The 17965-nt window shown below is 66.1% G+C and carries 18 protein-coding genes; 15 read left to right on the top strand and 3 right to left on the bottom strand.

Going from position 1 to position 17965, the window contains the following annotated elements; translation table 11 throughout:
* Nucleotides 1-10 precede the first annotated feature (10 nt).
* Nucleotides 11-619: a transcriptional repressor LexA gene (gene lexA / locus VGE27_RS16455; protein WP_331050764.1), complete on the bottom strand. Its 609-nt coding sequence runs from the start codon at nucleotides 617-619 to the stop codon at nucleotides 11-13.
* Between the two features lie 146 nt (nucleotides 620-765).
* Here lexA and VGE27_RS16450 point away from each other — a divergent pair, with 146 nt between their 5' ends.
* Genes VGE27_RS16450 through VGE27_RS16415 form a run of 8 tightly spaced genes read left to right on the top strand, consistent with a single transcriptional unit; the run spans nucleotide 766 to nucleotide 8493 of the window.
* On the top strand, nucleotides 766-1551 hold the full coding sequence (locus tag VGE27_RS16450) for an indole-3-glycerol phosphate synthase TrpC (RefSeq protein ID WP_345788031.1): 786 nt from the start codon (nucleotides 766-768) through the stop codon (nucleotides 1549-1551).
* Nucleotides 1552-1579: 28 nt separating this feature from the next.
* Entirely contained in the window at nucleotides 1580-2293 is a 714-nt protein-coding gene (locus tag VGE27_RS16445) for a phosphoribosylanthranilate isomerase (RefSeq protein ID WP_331050762.1), read from the top strand.
* Nucleotides 2293-3492, top strand: coding sequence for a tryptophan synthase subunit beta (trpB, locus tag VGE27_RS16440; RefSeq protein ID WP_331050761.1), 1200 nt, complete (start codon nucleotides 2293-2295; stop codon nucleotides 3490-3492). Before VGE27_RS16445 ends, trpB begins: the two co-directional genes overlap by 1 nt.
* A gap of 2 nt (nucleotides 3493-3494) precedes the next feature.
* The gene (locus VGE27_RS16435) at nucleotides 3495-5186 is read left to right on the top strand and encodes a HEAT repeat domain-containing protein (protein ID WP_331050760.1); all 1692 of its coding nucleotides are present in this window, start codon (nucleotides 3495-3497) and stop codon (nucleotides 5184-5186) included.
* Nucleotides 5183-6637, top strand: a complete 1455-nt coding sequence (locus tag VGE27_RS16430; RefSeq protein WP_331050759.1) for an HD-GYP domain-containing protein — start codon at nucleotides 5183-5185, stop codon at nucleotides 6635-6637. The genes VGE27_RS16435 and VGE27_RS16430 overlap by 4 nt, the downstream gene beginning before the upstream one ends.
* On the top strand, nucleotides 6606-7421 hold the full coding sequence (gene trpA / locus VGE27_RS16425) for a tryptophan synthase subunit alpha (protein ID WP_331050758.1): 816 nt from the start codon (nucleotides 6606-6608) through the stop codon (nucleotides 7419-7421). Before VGE27_RS16430 ends, trpA begins: the two co-directional genes overlap by 32 nt.
* Nucleotides 7411-7974 (top strand): hypothetical protein, encoded by a 564-nt coding sequence (locus VGE27_RS16420; RefSeq protein WP_331050757.1) that lies wholly within the window; start codon nucleotides 7411-7413, stop codon nucleotides 7972-7974. Before trpA ends, VGE27_RS16420 begins: the two co-directional genes overlap by 11 nt.
* 9 nt (nucleotides 7975-7983) lie before the next feature.
* Complete coding sequence (locus tag VGE27_RS16415; RefSeq protein ID WP_331050756.1) at nucleotides 7984-8493, top strand: LytR C-terminal domain-containing protein; 510 nt, start codon at nucleotides 7984-7986, stop codon at nucleotides 8491-8493.
* Here the strand turns inward: VGE27_RS16415 and rlmN are convergent.
* Both rlmN and VGE27_RS16405 read right to left on the bottom strand, forming a co-directional pair.
* On the bottom strand, nucleotides 8422-9504 hold the full coding sequence (gene rlmN / locus VGE27_RS16410; RefSeq protein WP_331050755.1) for a 23S rRNA (adenine(2503)-C(2))-methyltransferase RlmN: 1083 nt from the start codon (nucleotides 9502-9504) through the stop codon (nucleotides 8422-8424). The genes VGE27_RS16415 and rlmN overlap by 72 nt on opposite strands.
* Nucleotides 9501-10397 carry a hypothetical protein gene (locus tag VGE27_RS16405; RefSeq protein WP_331050754.1) on the bottom strand — a complete coding sequence of 299 codons (897 nt, stop codon included), beginning with the start codon at nucleotides 10395-10397 and terminating at the stop codon, nucleotides 9501-9503. The genes rlmN and VGE27_RS16405 overlap by 4 nt, the downstream gene beginning before the upstream one ends.
* 138 nt (nucleotides 10398-10535) lie before the next feature.
* On the opposite strand from VGE27_RS16405, the gene aspS reads away from it, so the two are divergent.
* The 7 genes from aspS to VGE27_RS16370 are packed head-to-tail and all read left to right on the top strand — an operon-like array spanning nucleotide 10536 to nucleotide 17935.
* On the top strand, nucleotides 10536-12338 hold the full coding sequence (gene aspS, locus VGE27_RS16400) for an aspartate--tRNA ligase (RefSeq protein ID WP_331050753.1): 1803 nt from the start codon (nucleotides 10536-10538) through the stop codon (nucleotides 12336-12338).
* Nucleotides 12338-13318, top strand: coding sequence for a PhoH family protein (locus VGE27_RS16395; RefSeq protein WP_331050752.1), 981 nt, complete (start codon nucleotides 12338-12340; stop codon nucleotides 13316-13318). Before aspS ends, VGE27_RS16395 begins: the two co-directional genes overlap by 1 nt.
* The gene (ybeY, locus tag VGE27_RS16390; RefSeq protein ID WP_331050751.1) at nucleotides 13318-13815 is read left to right on the top strand and encodes an rRNA maturation RNase YbeY; all 498 of its coding nucleotides are present in this window, start codon (nucleotides 13318-13320) and stop codon (nucleotides 13813-13815) included. Before VGE27_RS16395 ends, ybeY begins: the two co-directional genes overlap by 1 nt.
* Nucleotides 13812-15116 (top strand): hemolysin family protein, encoded by a 1305-nt coding sequence (locus VGE27_RS16385; RefSeq protein ID WP_331050750.1) that lies wholly within the window; start codon nucleotides 13812-13814, stop codon nucleotides 15114-15116. Before ybeY ends, VGE27_RS16385 begins: the two co-directional genes overlap by 4 nt.
* Entirely contained in the window at nucleotides 15113-16090 is a 978-nt protein-coding gene (locus VGE27_RS16380; protein ID WP_331050749.1) for a CNNM domain-containing protein, read from the top strand. Before VGE27_RS16385 ends, VGE27_RS16380 begins: the two co-directional genes overlap by 4 nt.
* Nucleotides 16071-17135, top strand: a complete 1065-nt coding sequence (gene meaB / locus VGE27_RS16375; protein WP_331050748.1) for a methylmalonyl Co-A mutase-associated GTPase MeaB — start codon at nucleotides 16071-16073, stop codon at nucleotides 17133-17135. Before VGE27_RS16380 ends, meaB begins: the two co-directional genes overlap by 20 nt.
* Nucleotides 17132-17935: a class I SAM-dependent methyltransferase gene (locus tag VGE27_RS16370; RefSeq protein WP_331050747.1), complete on the top strand. Its 804-nt coding sequence runs from the start codon at nucleotides 17132-17134 to the stop codon at nucleotides 17933-17935. Before meaB ends, VGE27_RS16370 begins: the two co-directional genes overlap by 4 nt.
* The last annotated feature ends 30 nt before the right edge of the window (nucleotides 17936-17965 follow it).

Here is a 17965-nt window from a genome sequence, read left to right as displayed (position 1 = left end):
CCGCACGCAATCAGTACCGGCGGAGCACACCGACGACGATGCCCTGAATGCGGACATCGTCTTCATGCACGAACATGGGCTGCATGGTCTCGTTGGCGGGCTGCAGACGGATGCGGCCATCACGTTCACGATAGTATCGCTTGACCGTGGCACCAGACCCGTCGAGCAGGGCGATGACCATTTCGCCGTTGTCGGCGGCCTGCTTGTCGTTGATCACCACGTAGTCGCCGTCGCGGATGTGCTCCTCGATCATGGAGTCGCCGCGTACCCGCAGCACATAGTGACTGCCGCTCCGTCGCAGGAAACCGTCGGGCACGGCCATGGTTTCGCCACTCTGTACCGCCTCGATGGGCGCACCGGCGGCCACGGAGCCCAGCAGTGGCAACTCCACCGAACGCTGGTAGATCTCCGATGGCAGGATCTCGATGGCACGGCTCTCGTTGTACGAGCGCTTGATGTACCCCTTCCGCTCGAGGTTGGTCAGGTGCTCATGCACCGTCGCAAGCGAGTTATAGTTGAACTGCGACGCGATCTCCTCGAAGCTCGGCGCATAGCCGTTGACCTCGTTGTACTCGGAGAGAAACGAGAGGATTTCGCGCTGTCGCTTGGTGAGCGGCATGAGAGCTCCACAGTAGAAGGGGACCAGCCTCGCCCGAAAACAGGCCGAAGTGCATCACCCGCCACGCTAACCGAAGACAGGCCGAAGTGCAAGGATTTTCTTCAACCACGCCACAATTGTCGGCCTGGACCGAACCCGAAGGCACGCTGGGGCAGCTCACGCGCGACGCCCACGCCCGCGCCGCGGCCGTGGCAGATCGCCTCGAAGACCTGCAGGCTGCGGCCAAAGACGCCCGTCCTGTCCGCGCGTTCGTTTCCGCGTTGTCCGGATCGCATATTCGCGTCATCGCCGAGGTGAAGCGTGCCTCGCCCTCCAAGGGCACCATCGCCCCGGGGCTGGATGCCGTGGCCCAAGCCGAGGCGTATGTGCGGGGCGGGGCGGCCGCGATCTCCGTGCTGACCGAACCCAGTCGGTTCGGCGGCTCGCTCGAAGACCTGCAGGCCGTCGCGGCCGCCGTGGAGGTGCCGGTCATCCGCAAGGACTTCCTGGTGCACCCGGTGCAGCTGTGGGAAGCTCGCGCCGCCGGTGCGTCAGCGGCCCTGCTCATCGTGCGAGCCCTGTCGCCTTCGCTGCTCCCCATGCTGGTGGACACGGCACGGGAGATCGGCCTCGAACCCCTGGTCGAAATCCGTGACCTCGCCGAACTCGATCGGGCGCTGGCCGCCGGTGCGACAGTCATTGGTGTGAACAACCGCAATCTCGAAACACTGGTCATCGATACCGCGACCGCGCCGCGCATCATTCCGCACATCCCGGCCGATCGCATCGCGGTCGCCGAAAGTGGGATGCAACACGCGCACGACGTGCTCGCACCCCGGGATGCCGGCGCCGATGCCATTCTCGTCGGCAGCGCGGTATCCACCGCCTCCGATCCGGCTGACAGCGTGCGGGCTCTCGGCTCTATCGAGCGGCACACCACGGCGCGCCGGTGAAGCGGTGTCTGGTGACCCGGAACGCGCGATGATATCCACCGATCACGACCGCGTGCGGGTCAAGATCTGCGGCCTCACACGCCCGGCCGACGCCGCCCACGCCGAAGCGCATGGGGCGTCGTACCTCGGCGTGATCCTCGCCGGTGGCCCCAGGCTGCTCACAGTTCCGCAGGCTCGCACCGTCATTGGCCCGCGCCGTTCGGGCATACAGCGTGTAGCCGTGTTCGGTGACCAGCCGGCGGAAGAGATCGTGGCGATTGCGGATACACTCGATCTCGACGTGCTGCAACTGCATGGGCACAGCATACGTGCGAATGATTCGAAAGCGTCCCGCACCTACACCGACACCGTGGCGTGGATTCGTCGGACGTCCGGGCGCACCGTGTGGCCCGTGCTGCGCGTGTCCGGGCAGCAATTGCCTGACGACGCGATGCAGCTGGCACAAGTCGCCGGCGTGCTTGTGCTCGATGCACATGTGGTCGGCCAGCTTGGCGGCACGGGCGTCGCGCTCGACTGGTCGGGGCTGCGGGACAGCATGGCGTCACTGCGGCAGGCGGTCCCGTCACTGCAATTGGTGTTGGCCGGAGGTTTGCGTCCCGAAAATGTCGCGGCGGCGATCGGACTGCTGTCGCCGCAGGTCGTGGACGTATCTTCCGGCGTGGAGGTCGCGCCGGGTGTGAAGGATCCTGAGCGTGTGCAACGGTTCGTGAAGGCAGCGCACGGCGCTGTGGAGACTGAGTGATGACGGTGGAGCAGATGGAGACCATGGCGCACGACCGGTTCGGCCCCTTCGGCGGACGCTATGTGCCCGAGACGCTGATCCCGGCACTCGACGCGCTCGATGCTGCATTCGATGCCGCGCGCGCCGATGCCGCTTTCCGCAGCGAGCTCGATGGCTTGCTGCGCGAGTATGTCGGTCGCCCCACGTCGCTCACGTTTGCGCCACGCCTCAGTGAGCGCATTGGGGCACCGGTGTGGCTCAAGCGCGAAGACCTGAACCACACCGGCGCCCACAAGATCAACAACACCGTGGGTCAGGCATTGCTTGCCCGGCGCATGGGCAAGCACCGCATCATCGCTGAGACCGGCGCCGGCCAGCACGGCGTGGCCACCGCCACGATCTGTGCCCGATTTGGTCTCGAGTGCGTCGTGTACATGGGTGAGGAGGACATGCGCCGCCAGGCGCTGAATGTCTTCCGCATGCGATTGCTGGGCGCGACCGTCGTGCCGGTGACTGCAGGTACGCGTACCCTCAAGGACGCGACCACCGAAGCCATCCGCGACTGGGTCGCCACCGTGAACGACAGCCACTACATCATCGGATCGGTCGTGGGCCCGGCCCCGTATCCGCGCATGGTGAAGGAGTTTCAATCCGTCATCGGGCGGGAAGCGCGTGCGCAGATGCTGGAGCGCGCCGGCCGGCTGCCCAAGACCGTGGTGGCCTGCGTGGGTGGCGGCTCGAATGCGATGGGTATCTTTACCGGCTTCGTGGATGATCGCGACGTGGAACTCGTTGGCGTGGAAGCCGCCGGCGATGGCCTCGACACCGATCGCCACAGCGCGTCGATCACGAAAGGCACCCCGGGCGTCCTGCACGGATCGCTCAGTTACCTGCTGCAGGACGAAGCGGGTCAGGTGCATCCAGCGCACTCCATCTCGGCCGGCCTCGATTACCCTGGTGTCGGGCCCGAGCACTCGTGGCTGCACGACAGTGGGCGCGCGCAGTACGACTCCATCACGGACACGGAAGCGCTGCGTGGCGTGGCCCTGTTGAGTCGCCTCGAAGGGATCATTCCCGCGCTCGAGACGTCGCACGCCGTGGCGTGGATCGAGCGGTCCGCCGGCCGCTGGAAGGCCGATGAGCCCGTGCTGCTCTGCGTGAGTGGTCGCGGTGACAAGGATGTTGGCACGATCAGTCAGCACACGCTGCCCGAGGTGTGAGCATGGGTGCGCACGACACCACGCCATCGCCGCAGACGATTTCTGCGATCGAGGACGCGCTGCGCGCGATGGCGAAGGCGTTTCGTGCCGTACAATTGTACCTGCCCAACAATCCGTCGCGCGGTCAGAGCCTGGAGTGGGCACGTACCGCGTTTGCGAAGGTGTGGGCCCATGAACCGGTGCTCGAACTGCATGTGCACGAGGCGTCGTTCCAGTGGGAAGGCCGGGTGGTCTTTCAGGACGCCGAGCGAGCCACAGAATCGTTGCCGTGGCTGCTGCACCGCGACGGCCTGCGCGCGATTGCGTTTCAGCCGGGCTGTGAGGCGCAGGATCTCGAAGCGCTGCTCTCTCTGCTGCAACGTGCGCGTGCAGCCGCCAGCGACGACGACGATCTCGTGACGATGTTGTGGGTGGCGGACCTCGCGCATGTGACTTACCGCTACGTGGACGTCGGCAATGCTGCCGAGCCGATGCTCATGTCATCGGGCGATCGTCCAGGTGTGGCGAACTTCGCGCCAGGCCAGGCCCCGTTGGCGGTGCCGCCTGCCGAAACACAGCCGCCGGGCGAAGGGCCACCGGGCATGGTGCGCGTGGAGAACTTCGATACCACGCTGTACTTCCTCGACCAGCGGGAAACGGCCTATCTGCAAGATGAGTTGCGCCGCGAATACACGGAGGATCAGCGCCGTCTCGTCTTGGCCAGCCTCTTCGACATTCTCGAGTCACGGCCTGAAGCGCAGGCACAGCAGGAAGTGTTGTCCATCCTCGATCAGCTGGTGATCGAGTTCCTCACCATGGGCGACTACGAACTGGTGGCCTATGTGCTGCGCGAAGCATCCACGGCGGTGCGTAAGCCGCACATCGATCCATCGTTGGTCAAGACTCTCGAGGCTTTGCCCGGTCGGCTCAGCGAACCTCAGGTGGTCGCGCAGTTGCTGCACGCCCTCGACGAAAGCGCACGCACGCCCGTGACTTCGTTGCTCGAAGGGCTGTTCTCGGAACTGCGCGCCGAGGCCCTGGAGCCTCTGGTGTCGTGGCTGGGAGGCGCGAGCGCCTCGCCGGCGCGTGCGTCCATCGAGAAGGCATCGTTGCGTCTGGCTGGCGCACACACCGCAGAGCTCAACCGGTTACTCGAGCACCCCAAGGACACGGTCGTGCGTGGCGCATTGCGTCTCGTCGCGCAGCTGGGCACCGCCGCTGCCGTTCCGGGGCTGGCGCGTCTCCTGCGCGTGGCCGAGACGCAGGTGCGCGCCGAGGCGGTGGGCGTACTTGCTGACATCGGCTCTCCCAGTGCACTGCAGGCACTCGAACGGGCCATCGATGACGCCGATCGTGATGTGCGCGTGGCCACCTATCGCGCCATCGGTACACGCAAACATGCCGGCGCGCTGCCGCGTCTACTGGATGCGATTCGTCGCAAGGACACACGCGGTGCCGACCTCGGTGAAAAGATGGCGCTGTTCGAAGCGTTCGGTGCGATGTGCGGCAACTCGGGCGTCAACGAAATGGACACCTTGCTCAACGCACGAGGTCTGCTGGGCGCCAAGGAGAACGCCGAGATGCGTGCGTGTGCCGCCCGTGCCCTGGGACTGATTGGCACGCCCATGGCGATGAGTGCGCTGCAACGCGCCGCTGATACGAAGGACCTGGTGGTGCGCAATGCCGTGGCCCGCGCCATGCGAGGTGGCCAGTGACGGGCCCGCAATCCGCACCAGAGCAGGGGAGCGGTGCCTCAGCGCAGAAACACGCCCGCGCCTACATCGTCGCGATGAACAGCGCCGTACGTGCGGTACGGCTGTATCCCATCGAGAATGCCGCGGTGCAGCGCGCGATCGCCGAGCTGGTCACGTGCGCCGATCGCGTGCGAGAGATGGAAGGCGAATGCGCGCTCCGCCGCATCGGCGATTTCCTGTTTGTCAACGAAACGCGGTTGCGGCTGTCGTTCGACAACTACGCCGCCGTCGCGTCGTTGCTGGGGCTGTTCCGTGAAGCAGGCATTGGTGGCGTCACGCTGGTTGGACGTCCCGATGCGCGGGCCTGGGTCGTACTGCTCTCGTTCCTGCAGTCACCCCCGCTCGAGTATCCCGAAGAGGAGCGTCTCGCGCAGTTCACCGAGCGCCTCGAACAGGCGCGGGTGACCGACTTCGAACTCTCGCCGCCGCTTGAAGAAGGCGTGCGGGAGGAGGCGGAACTGGATGCCAAGGAGCGCGCGCGGCAAACGTACGTGCGCTCACTCGATGTCACACGCGAAGTCATCACCTCCACGCGTCTTGGCAAGAGCCCCGGTCTCAAGCGGGTGAAGCGTGCGGTGCAGGGCATCGTCGATTCCATCCTCAACGACTCGACATCGTTGATGGGACTTACGACGCTCCGCGATTTCGACGAATACACCTTCGTGCACAGCGTGAACGTGTGCATCATGTCGGTGGCACTGGGACGTCGTCTGGGCCTCACCAAGCTGCAACTGCTCGACCTCGGCCTCGCTGCGCTGCTGCACGACCTGGGCAAGTCCCGCGTGCCGCTCGAGTTGCTCAACAAGCGCGGTGAGCTCGATGAGGACGAACGTCTGCTGCTGCAGTCGCACACCTGGCAGGGTGTGCTCGCACTGTTCGGCATCCCCGGCATGGCCACGCGCCCGTGGCGCGCGATGTCGGCGGCGTATGAGCATCACATGCGCACCGACCTCTCGGGGTATCCGCGACTGGTGCGGCCCCGCACCCTGTCGCTGTTCTCCAAGATCATCGCGGTGACCGATGGCTTCGACGCCGCCACGACCAGTCGCGTCTATCAGGACGCACCGTGGACGCCCGCTGACGTATTGCGGGGCATGCGCGACAATCCGCGCCTCGGCCTCGATCCAGTGGTGGTGAAGGCATTCATCAACCTCACCGGTATCTACCCCGTCGGCACGGTGGTGGTGCTGGACAGCTTCGAGATTGCCCTGGTGATGACAGCCAACCCCGATGCGACAGCGCTGTCGCGTCCGCTCGTTCGCATTCTCATGGACGAGCGCGGCAATCCCGTGCAGGACACCGCCCTCGTGGACCTTACGACGCGCGACGCGTCTGGCCAGTTTGTTCGCTCCATCATTCGCACTGAGGACCCGCACCGTTATGGCATCAGCATCGGCGACCACTTCGCCTGACGTCTCCGCACCGTCCCGTCTCACCGCGCGCTTCCGCGCATTGGCGGCCGAAGGTCGGAAGGCGCTCGTCTGCTATGTCACCGCCGGCCATCCGGATCCGGCCAGCAGCGTGCAGTTGCTCCGTGGCTTGGCTGCGGCGGGCGCCGACGTCATCGAGATCGGCGTGCCGTTCTCCGATCCCATGGCTGATGGACCGGTCATCCAGCACAGCTCGCAAGTCGCGCTCGACCACGGCATCACGCTCGCACGCACCCTCGACATCGTGAAGGAGGCGGCGGTTGATGTGCCGGTGGTGCTGTTCAGCTATCTGAATCCCATCCTCGCTGGCGGCCAGGACGTGCTGCGCCGCGCGCGCGAGTGTGGTGTGGACGGTGTGCTCGCCACGGATCTGCCTGTCGGTGCCGATCCCGAACGTGAAGCGTGGTTTGGGGCCAGCGGTCTCGATTTTGTGCGCCTGGTGGCGCCGACCACACCCGCGCCGCGCATGGCTGAGATCGCGCGACATGGCGGCGGGTTCGTGTACCTCATCAGCCGACTCGGCGTGACAGGCGAGCGCGACTCACTGCCCGATGATCTGCCGGATACTGTGCAGCGTCTGCGGAGTGCGACATCGCTGCCCATCTGCATCGGATTTGGCATCTCCACGCCGGAGCATGCCAAGGCCGCCGCCGCACTCGGCGACGGCGTCGTGGTGGGCAGTGCCCTCGTGCGGGCTGCGGGCCGCTCGATCGAGGATGCCATCGCGCTCACGCGCTCGCTGCGCGCCGCTCTCGATGAGCGCTGAGCAGACCACATCCGCCGTGACATCGCTGGTGCTGCCCGACTGGGCCATCGTCTCTGACAAACGCCGCGCGCACATCCAGCGCGTGGTGGCGTTGCTCGAGCGGTGGGCTGGTGAATTGTCGCTGCCAGATGCCGAGCGGCAGGCGTGGATAGATGCCGGACGCTGGCACGATGCCCTGCGTGACGCCGACGAACCGACGTTGCGTGCGGCGACCGGCGATACCGAGCGCCCCTACGGCATGCTGCATGGACCGGCAGCCGCATCGCGATTGGCCGCGGAGGGCGAATCGCGACAGGCAGTGCTGGACGCCATCCGTTGGCACACGGTGGGCTCACTGGAATGGGACCAGGTGGGACGTGCGCTGTACATGGCGGATTTCCTCGAGCCCGGGCGCACCTTCATGCAGGCCGATCGGGCGTTTCTCGCCGACGGCGTGAGTGGAGCTTTCGACGCGGTGTTTCGTCAGGTGGTGCGACTTCGCATCGAGTGGACCATTCGCGAAGGCAAGGGGCTGGCACCGGAAACGGTGACGCTCTGGAACCACGTACGCTGATCACGGTCCATGACCAACGGGTTCCCGACCTGGCCTGAGTTGCCGGAAGCGCCGCGCGGAGGCAATCGCCGGTGGCTGCTGGCTGTTGTACTGCTGCTCGTGGTGGCCGGTGGATCGGGCTTCGCGTGGTGGCAGTACTCGCAGTCCGCCACTGGCACGGCCACGCCGGAACCCTCGTCCACGGTTTCTCCGGACGACAGCTCCGCTCGCCCGCCGGGTGGCACACGCGTTGTCGTGCGGATCGTGAACATGTCCGGTGTACGCGGACTGGCGCGGCGCGCCACGCTACTGCTCCGAGACTTCGGCTACGATGTCGTGGACTACGACTCCCAGCCCAAAACCGAACGACCGAGCACGGAGATTCTCGTGCACAAAGGCCAGACCGATCTGGCTGAGCGACTGCAGCGTGCACTCGGCGTCGGGACCTTCACGCCGAGCAACGATACGTCACGCTACGTTGACCTCACCGTGCTCCTGGGCCGCGACTGGCAACCGCCGACCGAGCCGCTCCGTCCGTAGCTGACCACACGCCGCCGCGATATCGAGTCCGCGGCTGCGACGCACTGCCACCTCCACGCCGCGCGCCCGAATGGCCTTGGCAAAGGCCGTGATCGTGGACGTGGTCGACGGCGAGAAACCCATCGATCCGCCCGGATGCAGCGGGATCAGGTTCACAAAGGCGCGGCAATCGCGTGCGAGCTGGGCCAATTGCGCGGCATGCTCTGGCTGATCGTTCACGCCGCCAAGCATGACGTACTCGAAGGTGACGCGGCGATCGAATTCGGCAGCCGCCGCGATGACATCGGCCAGCGGATACTTCGTGTTCACCGGCATCAGCGTGCGACGCAGTGCGTCGGACGGCGCGTGAATGGAGATCGCGAGGCGGAACTGCTCCGGCCGCGCCGCCAGTGCCACGATGCCCGGCAACACACCCACCGTGGAGATGGTGATGTGGCGTGCGCCGATGCCCAGCGCACGCGGATCGTTGAGCAATGACAGGGTGGGGCCAACGGCCTTCCAGTTCATCAGCGGCTCGCCCATCCCCATGAACACGATATTGGTGGGGACGATCGAGGGCGTCATCATGCGGAGTTCGCGCACCTGTCCGGCGATTTCCGACGGATGCAGGTTGCGCTGAAAGCCCATGGCCCCCGTGGCGCAGAAGGCACACTGCAACGCGCAGCCAGCCTGCGACGAGATGCAGAAGGTCAGCCGGTCACCATCCGGAATGGCCACGGTCTCGATGAGCTGCCCGTCGTGCATGCGGAAAAGAAACTTCTCCGTCCCGTCCACCGACTTCTGTCGCGTGGTCAGCTCCAGGGCCGAAATGCGGAACGATTCGCCGAGGGCTTCACGCAGCGCTTTTGGCAACTCCGTCATCTCGTCGAAACTGCGCACGGGCCGCTGCCAGAGGCGTCCGAACACCTGCGCCGCGCGGTAGGCGGGCTCCCCGCGCGCAGTCATCCACTCACCGAGCAGCGAGAGCGCTGCGTCGGGGTCGAAGTCGAGCAGGTCAGGGAGTGCGGTCACTTGATGATGGAGCTGAGCGTGAACTGATAGACGGCCCCGAGTCCGGAGACGCCTTCCTCGCGCGCGACGCCGACGGCGAAACGCGCGTAGTACAAAGACAGGCCAAACCGCAGACGATTGACGGACTCGCCACCGACATCAGTGCGCAGATGTGCGAGGCGCGCCTCCACCCGATCGCGGCGTGCCGAGACAAACGGGCCCGCTTCCTGGGCGCCCCGATTGACGTTGTCGTACGCAAAGCCGGCACGCACTTCGCGCTCCGTTGTCGTACCCGCGACCCGTAGATCGGCTGCGGTCAGGAGCGCGGGACGATCGTCGATTTCCCGACCGGGTCGCCAGAGAAAGCTGGAGACGGCGACCCGGGCATTGCGCCAGGGCAGGTCGTGCAGCACGGCGCCCAGATCAGCAGCGAGTGCATTCCCGGTGACCTGATCGGCCCGCCCGTAGCGCCATCGAACAGCCGCTCCAACGGTGAGATGCGGCACAAGCTCCCGTGCCCCCGTCACGCTCACCAGCCAGGTCGCATACGGGATATCTCCCACGGCCTGTGGGTCGGTGTCGGTACGCACGAGCCCTCCGATGGCCGCGCGCGCCACGCTCAGTCCGAGCGTCGTGCCCGACTCACGGCGCATGGCGCCACTGAGCAGCTGCCCGTCCACGCCCTGCGCCGACCCGGCTGCCAACGAGGCCACCCCGAAGCGATATCGCTCCCCAGGTCGCAGCGCGATGGTCGCAGGATTCCACAGCCCCGCTCCCGGCTCGGATGCCAGGGCGGGCGGCTCGTAAATGGCCCCGAGCGGGAACTCCCACAAGTCACGCGCAGGCACTGCCTGCGCTTCGAGCCGACTGGCCCAACCGAACGCGGCAAGCCCGCAGATCAGTATGCGGCGCATACGGGAGACTAAACGGCGCCCGGAGGACCGGTCAAGCGAACCACTGTGACCAAACTGCTACCCCCCGTCTCGTAACCCATTTAACTTTCGACGTTTGCATCGTTTCTTCGGCACGTCCCCTTTGGAGTCTCGCCCCTGATGTCGCATCCGTCCGAACCGTCCGCGTTGGCCACGTCGCTGCGTACCGATACCTGCGGCCTCCTTCGTCGGGCTGATGTGGGGCGCACTGTACGGCTGGGCGGCTGGGTCCATCGCAGCCGCGATCTGGGTGGATTGGTCTTCATCGACCTGCGCGACCGCACCGGATTGGTGCAGCTGGCCTTTGGTCCGGCGTGGACCGCGCCGGAAGTGCAGCACGCGGCCGCCGCGATCGGCGTCGAATCGGTTGTGCTCTGCGAAGGCGAGGTGGTCGCGCGTGAAGCCGACCGCGTGAACCCCGATATGGGCACCGGCGAAGTCGAGGTGCGTGTGACGTCCATTCGCGTGGTCGGGCCGGCCGTGACGCCCGCGCTGCCGGTGGCCCGCGGTCGCGGTGACAAGATGCCGGCCGAAGAGCTGCGCCTGCGTCATCGCTATCTCGACCTGCGTCGCCCGGAGCTGCAGGAGAACCTCGTGCTGCGCCATCGGCTGATGCAGGTGACGCGCCGCTTCCTGAGCGACCGTGGGTATCTCGAACTCGAGACACCCATCCTCACCAAGCCCACACCGGAAGGCGCACGCGACTATCTCGTGCCGAGTCGTGTGCATCCGGGTGAGTTCTACGCATTGCCACAGTCGCCGCAGATCTACAAGCAGCTGTTCATGTGCTGCGGCTACGATCGCTACTTCCAGATCGCGCGCTGCTTCCGCGACGAAGACCTGCGTGCAGACCGTCAGCCCGAGTTCACGCAGATCGACATCGAGGCCTCGTTCATCGAGCGCGAGGACATCCTCACGATGGCGCAGGGTCTCATCGGTGCGCTGTGGAAGGAAGCGGGTCATGACATTCCTGCGCAGTTCGATCGCATGAGCTATGCCGATGCGATGGAACAGTACGGCTGCGATCGCCCCGATCTGCGCTATGGCCTCGTGCTGCGCGACTACAGCGCGGTGTTCGCGGGGCTCGACTTTGCCGTGACCAAGACAGCACTGGCGTCGGGCGCGCGCGTGCGCGGTCTGGTGGTGCCCGGTGGTGCCGCATGGAGCCGTAAGCAGGTGGACGAGCTGGAAGCACTGGCCAAGGGTGCTGGCGCCGGCGGATTGCTGCGCCTGCGCAAGGCAGACGGCGCGTACGATGGCCCGTTGGCCAAGTTCCTCACCGACGATGCGCAGGCCGCCTTCGCGCTGGCCGATGGCGATCTGGCGCTCTTCGTGGCAGCGGCCGACCACGTCAGCAATCCCGCGCTCGATCGCGTGCGTCAGGAATGCGCACGCCGGCTTGAGATCGTCGATGACAAGGCCCAGCGTTTCCTGCTCGTGATGGACTTCCCGATGTTCGAGCAGGACCCGGTGACGGGTGCGCTCGCCGCCGTGCACCATCCGTTCACGGCTCCGCATCCCGAAGACATGCAGGCCTATCCCGACGAGCCGGCACGCTGGCGCGCGCTGGCCTACGACGTCGTGCTCAATGGCACCGAGCTCGGTGGTGGCAGCATCCGCACCAGCGATCCCGCCGTGCAGTCGCGCATGTTTGGCCTGCTCGGCATCGGTGACACCGAAGAGCAGGAACGTCGCTTCGGCTTCCTGCTCGAAGGCCTGCGCGCGGGCGCTCCGCCGCATGGTGGCATCGCGTTCGGTTTCGACCGTATCGCCATGCTGCTCTCCGGCGCCACCTCGCTGCGCGACGTGATCGCATTCCCGAAGACCACCGCCGCACGCTCGTTGTTCGAAGGCGCGCCCGTGGCCGTTCCGGCGAATGACCTCAAGGAACTGCATATCGCCGTGCGCGGCGAAGGCGCCTGATGACCGAACCCCGGAGTGAGCGTGCGGCAGAGACGACCGCAACCGCTCGCATTTCCGTCGAAGGCGCCGACCAGCAGCTGCTGGCCGGCGTGAACGACGGCAACCTCGTCGAGCTTGGGCGCGCCACCGGCGTGCGCGTGGCTCTGCGAGGTGACCATCTCTCGCTGACCGGCGACGCCGAAGCGATCGCCCGCGCCGAAGGTGTGGCCGCGGCGATGGTCGCCATGGTGCGCGACGGCAAATCGGTAACCGCCGACGACGTGTTGCGCCTCTCGCTCATTGAGCGGCCGGCCGATGCGCCGGGCGCCACCAACGGCTCGCTGGTGTTGCCGGGCGCGCGCCGCGGGGTGCAGCCCAAGACACCGGGGCAGGCGGAATATCTCAAGAAGATCGCCGAACACGATATCGTGATCGGCATTGGCCCGGCGGGTACGGGCAAGACGTATCTCGCCGTCGCCGCCGCCGTTGATGCCCTGATGCGCAAGCGCGTGCGGCGTATCGTGCTCGCACGGCCGGCCGTCGAAGCCGGCGAAAGCCTGGGCTTCCTGCCCGGCGACATGCAGGCCAAGGTCGATCCGTATTTGCGGCCGCTGTACGACGCCCTCGATGACCTCATCCCGGTCGAGCGCATCCAGAAGCTGATCGAGACGCGCACCATCGAAGTGGCGCCGCTCGCCTTCATGCGCGGCCGCACGCTCGGTGACTCCTTCGTCATCCTCGACGAAGCGCAGAACGCCACCGGCATGCAGATGAAGATGTTCCTCACACGCCTTGGCGTGAACTCGAAGATCGTCATCACCGGCGACAAGACGCAGGTGGACCTGCCGCGGCGCGAGGACTCGGGACTCATGCAGATCGAACGTATTCTGCATGGCATCGAGGGCATCTCGTTCCACTACTTCACCGACGCCGACGTCGTCCGTCATCGTCTCGTGCGCGACATCATCCGTGCGTACAACGAAGACGCGGCGGGCGGCTGATGACACCCGCCCGAAGTTCGCGCACGGGTGACGCGCCCAAGCCCGATCCGCGCGCCGTCGCGGTCGAGTGCGATGGTGTGCGCATTCCCGTGGCCACGGCGCGCCTCGCGGAGCTGTCAAGACAGGTGCTGCGCGCCGGCAAGGTGGCGCGCGCGATGCTGTCCATCACGTTCGTCACGTCACGCGCGATGGCCGCACTCAATCGCAAGCACCTGGGCCATACAGGTCCCACCGATGTGATCACGTTCGCGCTGGGCAGTGGTCCCGATGGCACGGTGATCGGCGACATCTACATCTGCCCGGACGTGGCGCGAAAGCAGGCCGCTGAACACGGTGTGGGCATTCGTGAAGAGCTGGCCCGCTTGGTGGTGCACGGTACGCTGCACGCCTGTGGCTGGGAGCATCCCGAAGACGACGCGCGCACGACGTCGCCGATGTGGCGCCGCCAGGAGCAGCTCATCGAGCGCTTCTGGATGCCTCCGTCCCCGCGTATATGAGTATCGTCGCGTGGGGATTGGCAGGAGCGGGCGCTGCCCTGGCAGCACTCGCCGCGATCGCAGACGGAGCATTGCTCTCCGACCTGCCGCTCCCGGCGCATCTGAGTGACCGTCCCGACGGGGTGGACACGGCGTCTCTGACGCCCAATGCCGCAAATGGCCATCGCAGTGTCACGGCCCGTGAGCGCACCCACCGCGCGCTCGCCTTCGCCCGCGTCATCGGGCATCTCGCCGCCGGAAGCGGCATCGCGGTCGCTCTCGATCTCATCGAACAACCCACCATCGGGACGGCTCTCTCGGTGGTGTTCCTGGGCTTGGCCACGGTGCTGCTCGCCGAAAGCATTGCCCGTGTCGTGGGTGATACGCTTGGCGCCAACGCCTCGGTGCGCCTCGCCGGTGTCACCCGCGTCATCGAAGCGGTGCTGCGGCCGGTGGTCCTGCTGGGTGACTGGCTCGATGGCCTGTTCGCCGAAATTGTGCCGGAAGCCGACGCCACCCACGAACGACGCGAAGAAGCCGCCGCGCAGTTCCGCGATGTCGTGACCACCGAAGCCGACGTATCGCGCGACGAGCGCGAATTGCTGCTTGGTGTGTTCGACTTCGGCGAGACCACGGCAGAAGAAGTGATGGTGCCGCGGGTCGACATCACCGGTGTCGAGCGGGAAACTCCATGGTCGGAAATGCTCGACCGCATTCGCAGTGCGCAGCATTCGCGCATCCCCGTGTACGAAGGCACGATCGATGAGATCGTGGGCATTCTGTACGTGAAGGATATCCTGCCCGCCGTATTGGCCGACGAGGAACCGGCAGAGGGTTGGACCTCGGTGATGCGCACGCCGGTGTTCATTCCGGCGTCGAAGCGTATTGCCGACCTGCTGCGCGAGTTCCGGCAGGCACGACGCCATATCGCCATCGTCGCCGACGAGTATGGTGGCACCGCAGGACTCGTGACCATCGAAGACGTCCTCGAAGAACTGGTCGGCGAAATTCGCGACGAGTACGACGAGGAAGAACGGCTGGTCGAAAGCGAGGAAGGCGCGCGTTACTGGGTCTCCGGCCGCCTCACGCTCGACGATCTCTCCGAAGCACTCGGCTATGATTTCGCGCGTGACGACGTGTCGACGGTGGGTGGTCTGATCCTCGAGTTGCTTGGCCGCGTCCCGCGCGCCGGCGAGTCGCTGGCCATCGGCCCCTTCCGTGCCATCGTGGAGCGCGTGGTGCGCCGCAAGATCGAGCGGGTGTTTCTCGAACGGGTGCCCGACGTGGATGATAGCGATGCCGAGTCGGAGGCCCATTCATGACCGGGCTGCTGATGTTTCTGGCCGTCGGCGCGATGGCGGTACTCACGCTGGGCGCGACGGCCGTGCGTACCGTCAGCCGGCTGTGGCTGCGCCACTGGATTGAACATCGCGCTGGTGGTGTGGGCGCGATGGCGCGGTATCTCGAGCGCCCCACGCGTCTGGTACATGCGGCGGGCACGGCGGGCATGCTGGTGGTGTTCACCACCGGCGCACTGATCGCCATGGCCGATGGCCTGCGCGCCTGGAAGTTCGTCGCCGACGTGGCGCTGTTTCTCGTACTGCTGCTCGTGTTTGGGCAGTTGCTGCCGCGTGCCGCAGGACGTCGATGGGCACCGCGTCTGGTGCCGGTCATGGTGCCGCTGCTGCGTGGAGTGGATCTCGCGCTGGCCCCATTTCACGCCATCGCCAGTGCCGTGCGCCGGTTGGTCTCGCCATCGCGTGCCGCCACGCAGGAGGACGATGCGCGTGATGGACTGGAAGAACTGCTGCGCGACGGCGCCTTCGACGACATCAGCACGACGGAGGAGATGGCGATCATTTCCGGCGTGATGCAGTTCGGCGACAAGACCGTGCGCGATGTGATGCGCCCGCTGAGTGAACTGTTCTCGATTCCGGATGGACTCGCTCCGGATGATCTGGCGCGTCGGGTATCGCAGTCCGGATACAGCCGTGTGCCCGTGTATCGCGATCGTCCCGACCAGATCGTCGGCATGGTGCACGTGATGGACATCTTCAAGCGGCGCGGCGAGTCGCTGCCGCCGCTGTTGCCGGTGACCCGCACGATGGCGGATCGACCGGCCAACGAATTGCTCTTCGAACTGCTGCGAGCCCGTCGTCAGCTCGCGATGGTGCAGGAGGGCAGCGCCGACGCGCCACACACGATCGGCATGGTCACGCTCGAGGATATGCTCGAGGAGTTGGTGGGAGATATTCGGGATGAACACGATGAGAGTCATGACGACAGTGGCGACTGATTCGGCCATTGCACGCCTGCTGGAGCAGTTTCGCGCAGGCAAACCGGCCGCCCTCGCACGGGCCGTCAGCATCGTGGAGAATCATCGCCCGGGCTTCGAGCAGATTCTCGCCGCACAACATGCGCTCATCGGACGCGCGCGCCGTATCGGCATCACGGGCCCACCGGGCGCCGGCAAGAGCACGATCACCACGCGACTGACGCGCACCTATCGCGAGCGTGGGCTCCGCGTGGGTATTGTCGCTGTCGACCCGACGTCACCGTTCACCGGTGGTGCGCTGCTCGGCGATCGCATTCGCATGGAGGAAGTCGCGCTCGACGAGGGTGTGTTCATCCGCTCCATGGCCACGCGGGGATCATTGGGCGGCCTCGCCACGGCCACGCGCGAAGTGTGCGACGTACTGGATGGTTTTGGCATGGATGTCATCCTGCTGGAAACCGTCGGCGTGGGGCAGAGCGAACTCGATGTCGCTCGCGCTGCAGACTCCACGCTCGTGGTGTTGGTGCCGGAGTCTGGTGATTCCATCCAGACGCTGAAGGCAGGTGTCATGGAAATCGCTGACGTGTTCACCGTGAACAAGGCCGACCGTCCGGGCGCCGATCGGTTGCGCCACGATATCGAACTCATGCTCGGCCTCCGGGCGGGGCATGCGCGTCCCGTGAAGGCCGCCGCCCACAGCGCTCACTCCGATGGCTGGACGCCTCCCGTGCTCGGCACCATCGCTGCGCAGAACCAGGGCATCACCGAGGTGGTGGAGGCGCTCGATCGCCACGCCCGCTATCTCGAAGAGAGCGGTGAGTTGCGCGTGCGTCGCCGTTTGCGCCTGCGCGAGCGTGTGATGGAAGTGGTCGAGCAACAGATCCGTCAGCGCCTTTGGCGCGATGCCGCCACGTTGCAGTGGCTCGATGCACAGCTCGATGGCCTCGAGGATGGTACGCTGGTGCCGTTCGCGGTGGCCGACGCGCTACGCGCCCAGAGCGCGTCGTTGCTCACGGACCCGAGTTTCTCGCCATTGCCTTCGACACAGGGAGACGTGATCACATGACACGCCCGAGGAAGATCGTGTCCGCTCCGCAGTCTGCCGCGAAAGCCAAGCCGGCCGGCGCCTGGTGGCAAACGCATTTTGATGCGCAGTATCTGCACGAATACGAACCGCTGTTCGATCTCGTCCAGGATCGCCGAGAAGTTGCGCGTCTCCTTGAAGTGCTGGCGCTGCCATCCGGAGCGCGCATTCTCGACTGTCCATGCGGACAGGGGCGGCATGCGCACCTGCTGGCCGAGGCGGGCTTCGATGTCGACGGCCTCGACTACTCCGATGCGCTGCTCGACGTCGCCCGAAAGCGGGGCACGGGCCGCACCCTGCGCTACACACAGGGCGACATGCGCAAGCTGCCCGCGCGCTGGACCGGACGGTTCGACGCCGTGGTCAACTTGTTCACATCGTTCGGATTCTTTGACACGCCACAGGACGATCTGCGCGTGCTGGAGCAGTTCGCCCGGGTCCTCAAGCCCGGTGGGGTGCTGATCTGGCATGGCGGTGCCCGCGACGGCGTGATGGCCAAGTTCCTCACGCGGGATTGGTGGAGCACGGCCGACGGCACAATGTTCGGGCAGGAACGCAGCTTCGATCCACTGTCGGGCTTTCTCGAGATCACCTCCACATGGCGTGGGCCGAGTGGTGAGGGAGAGCGGACGCACCGTATCAGGCTGTATACCGCCTCTGAACTGGCGAGCCGGATGCGTGACGTGGGCCTCGTCGTGGAACAGGCCTTCGACAGCTGGGCCGACCGCCCGCTCAGCCGCACTTCGAGCGAAATGCTGCTGGTGGCGCGTAAGGAAGGTTGAGTAAGTTGGAAGGCTGTCCCGGGGTTTCCT

This window comes from Gemmatimonas sp. (genome assembly GCF_036405635.1).
In the GTDB taxonomy this organism is placed as follows: Bacteria; Gemmatimonadota; Gemmatimonadetes; order Gemmatimonadales; family Gemmatimonadaceae; genus Gemmatimonas.
This window is presented reverse-complemented; position numbering and strand designations above follow the sequence as displayed.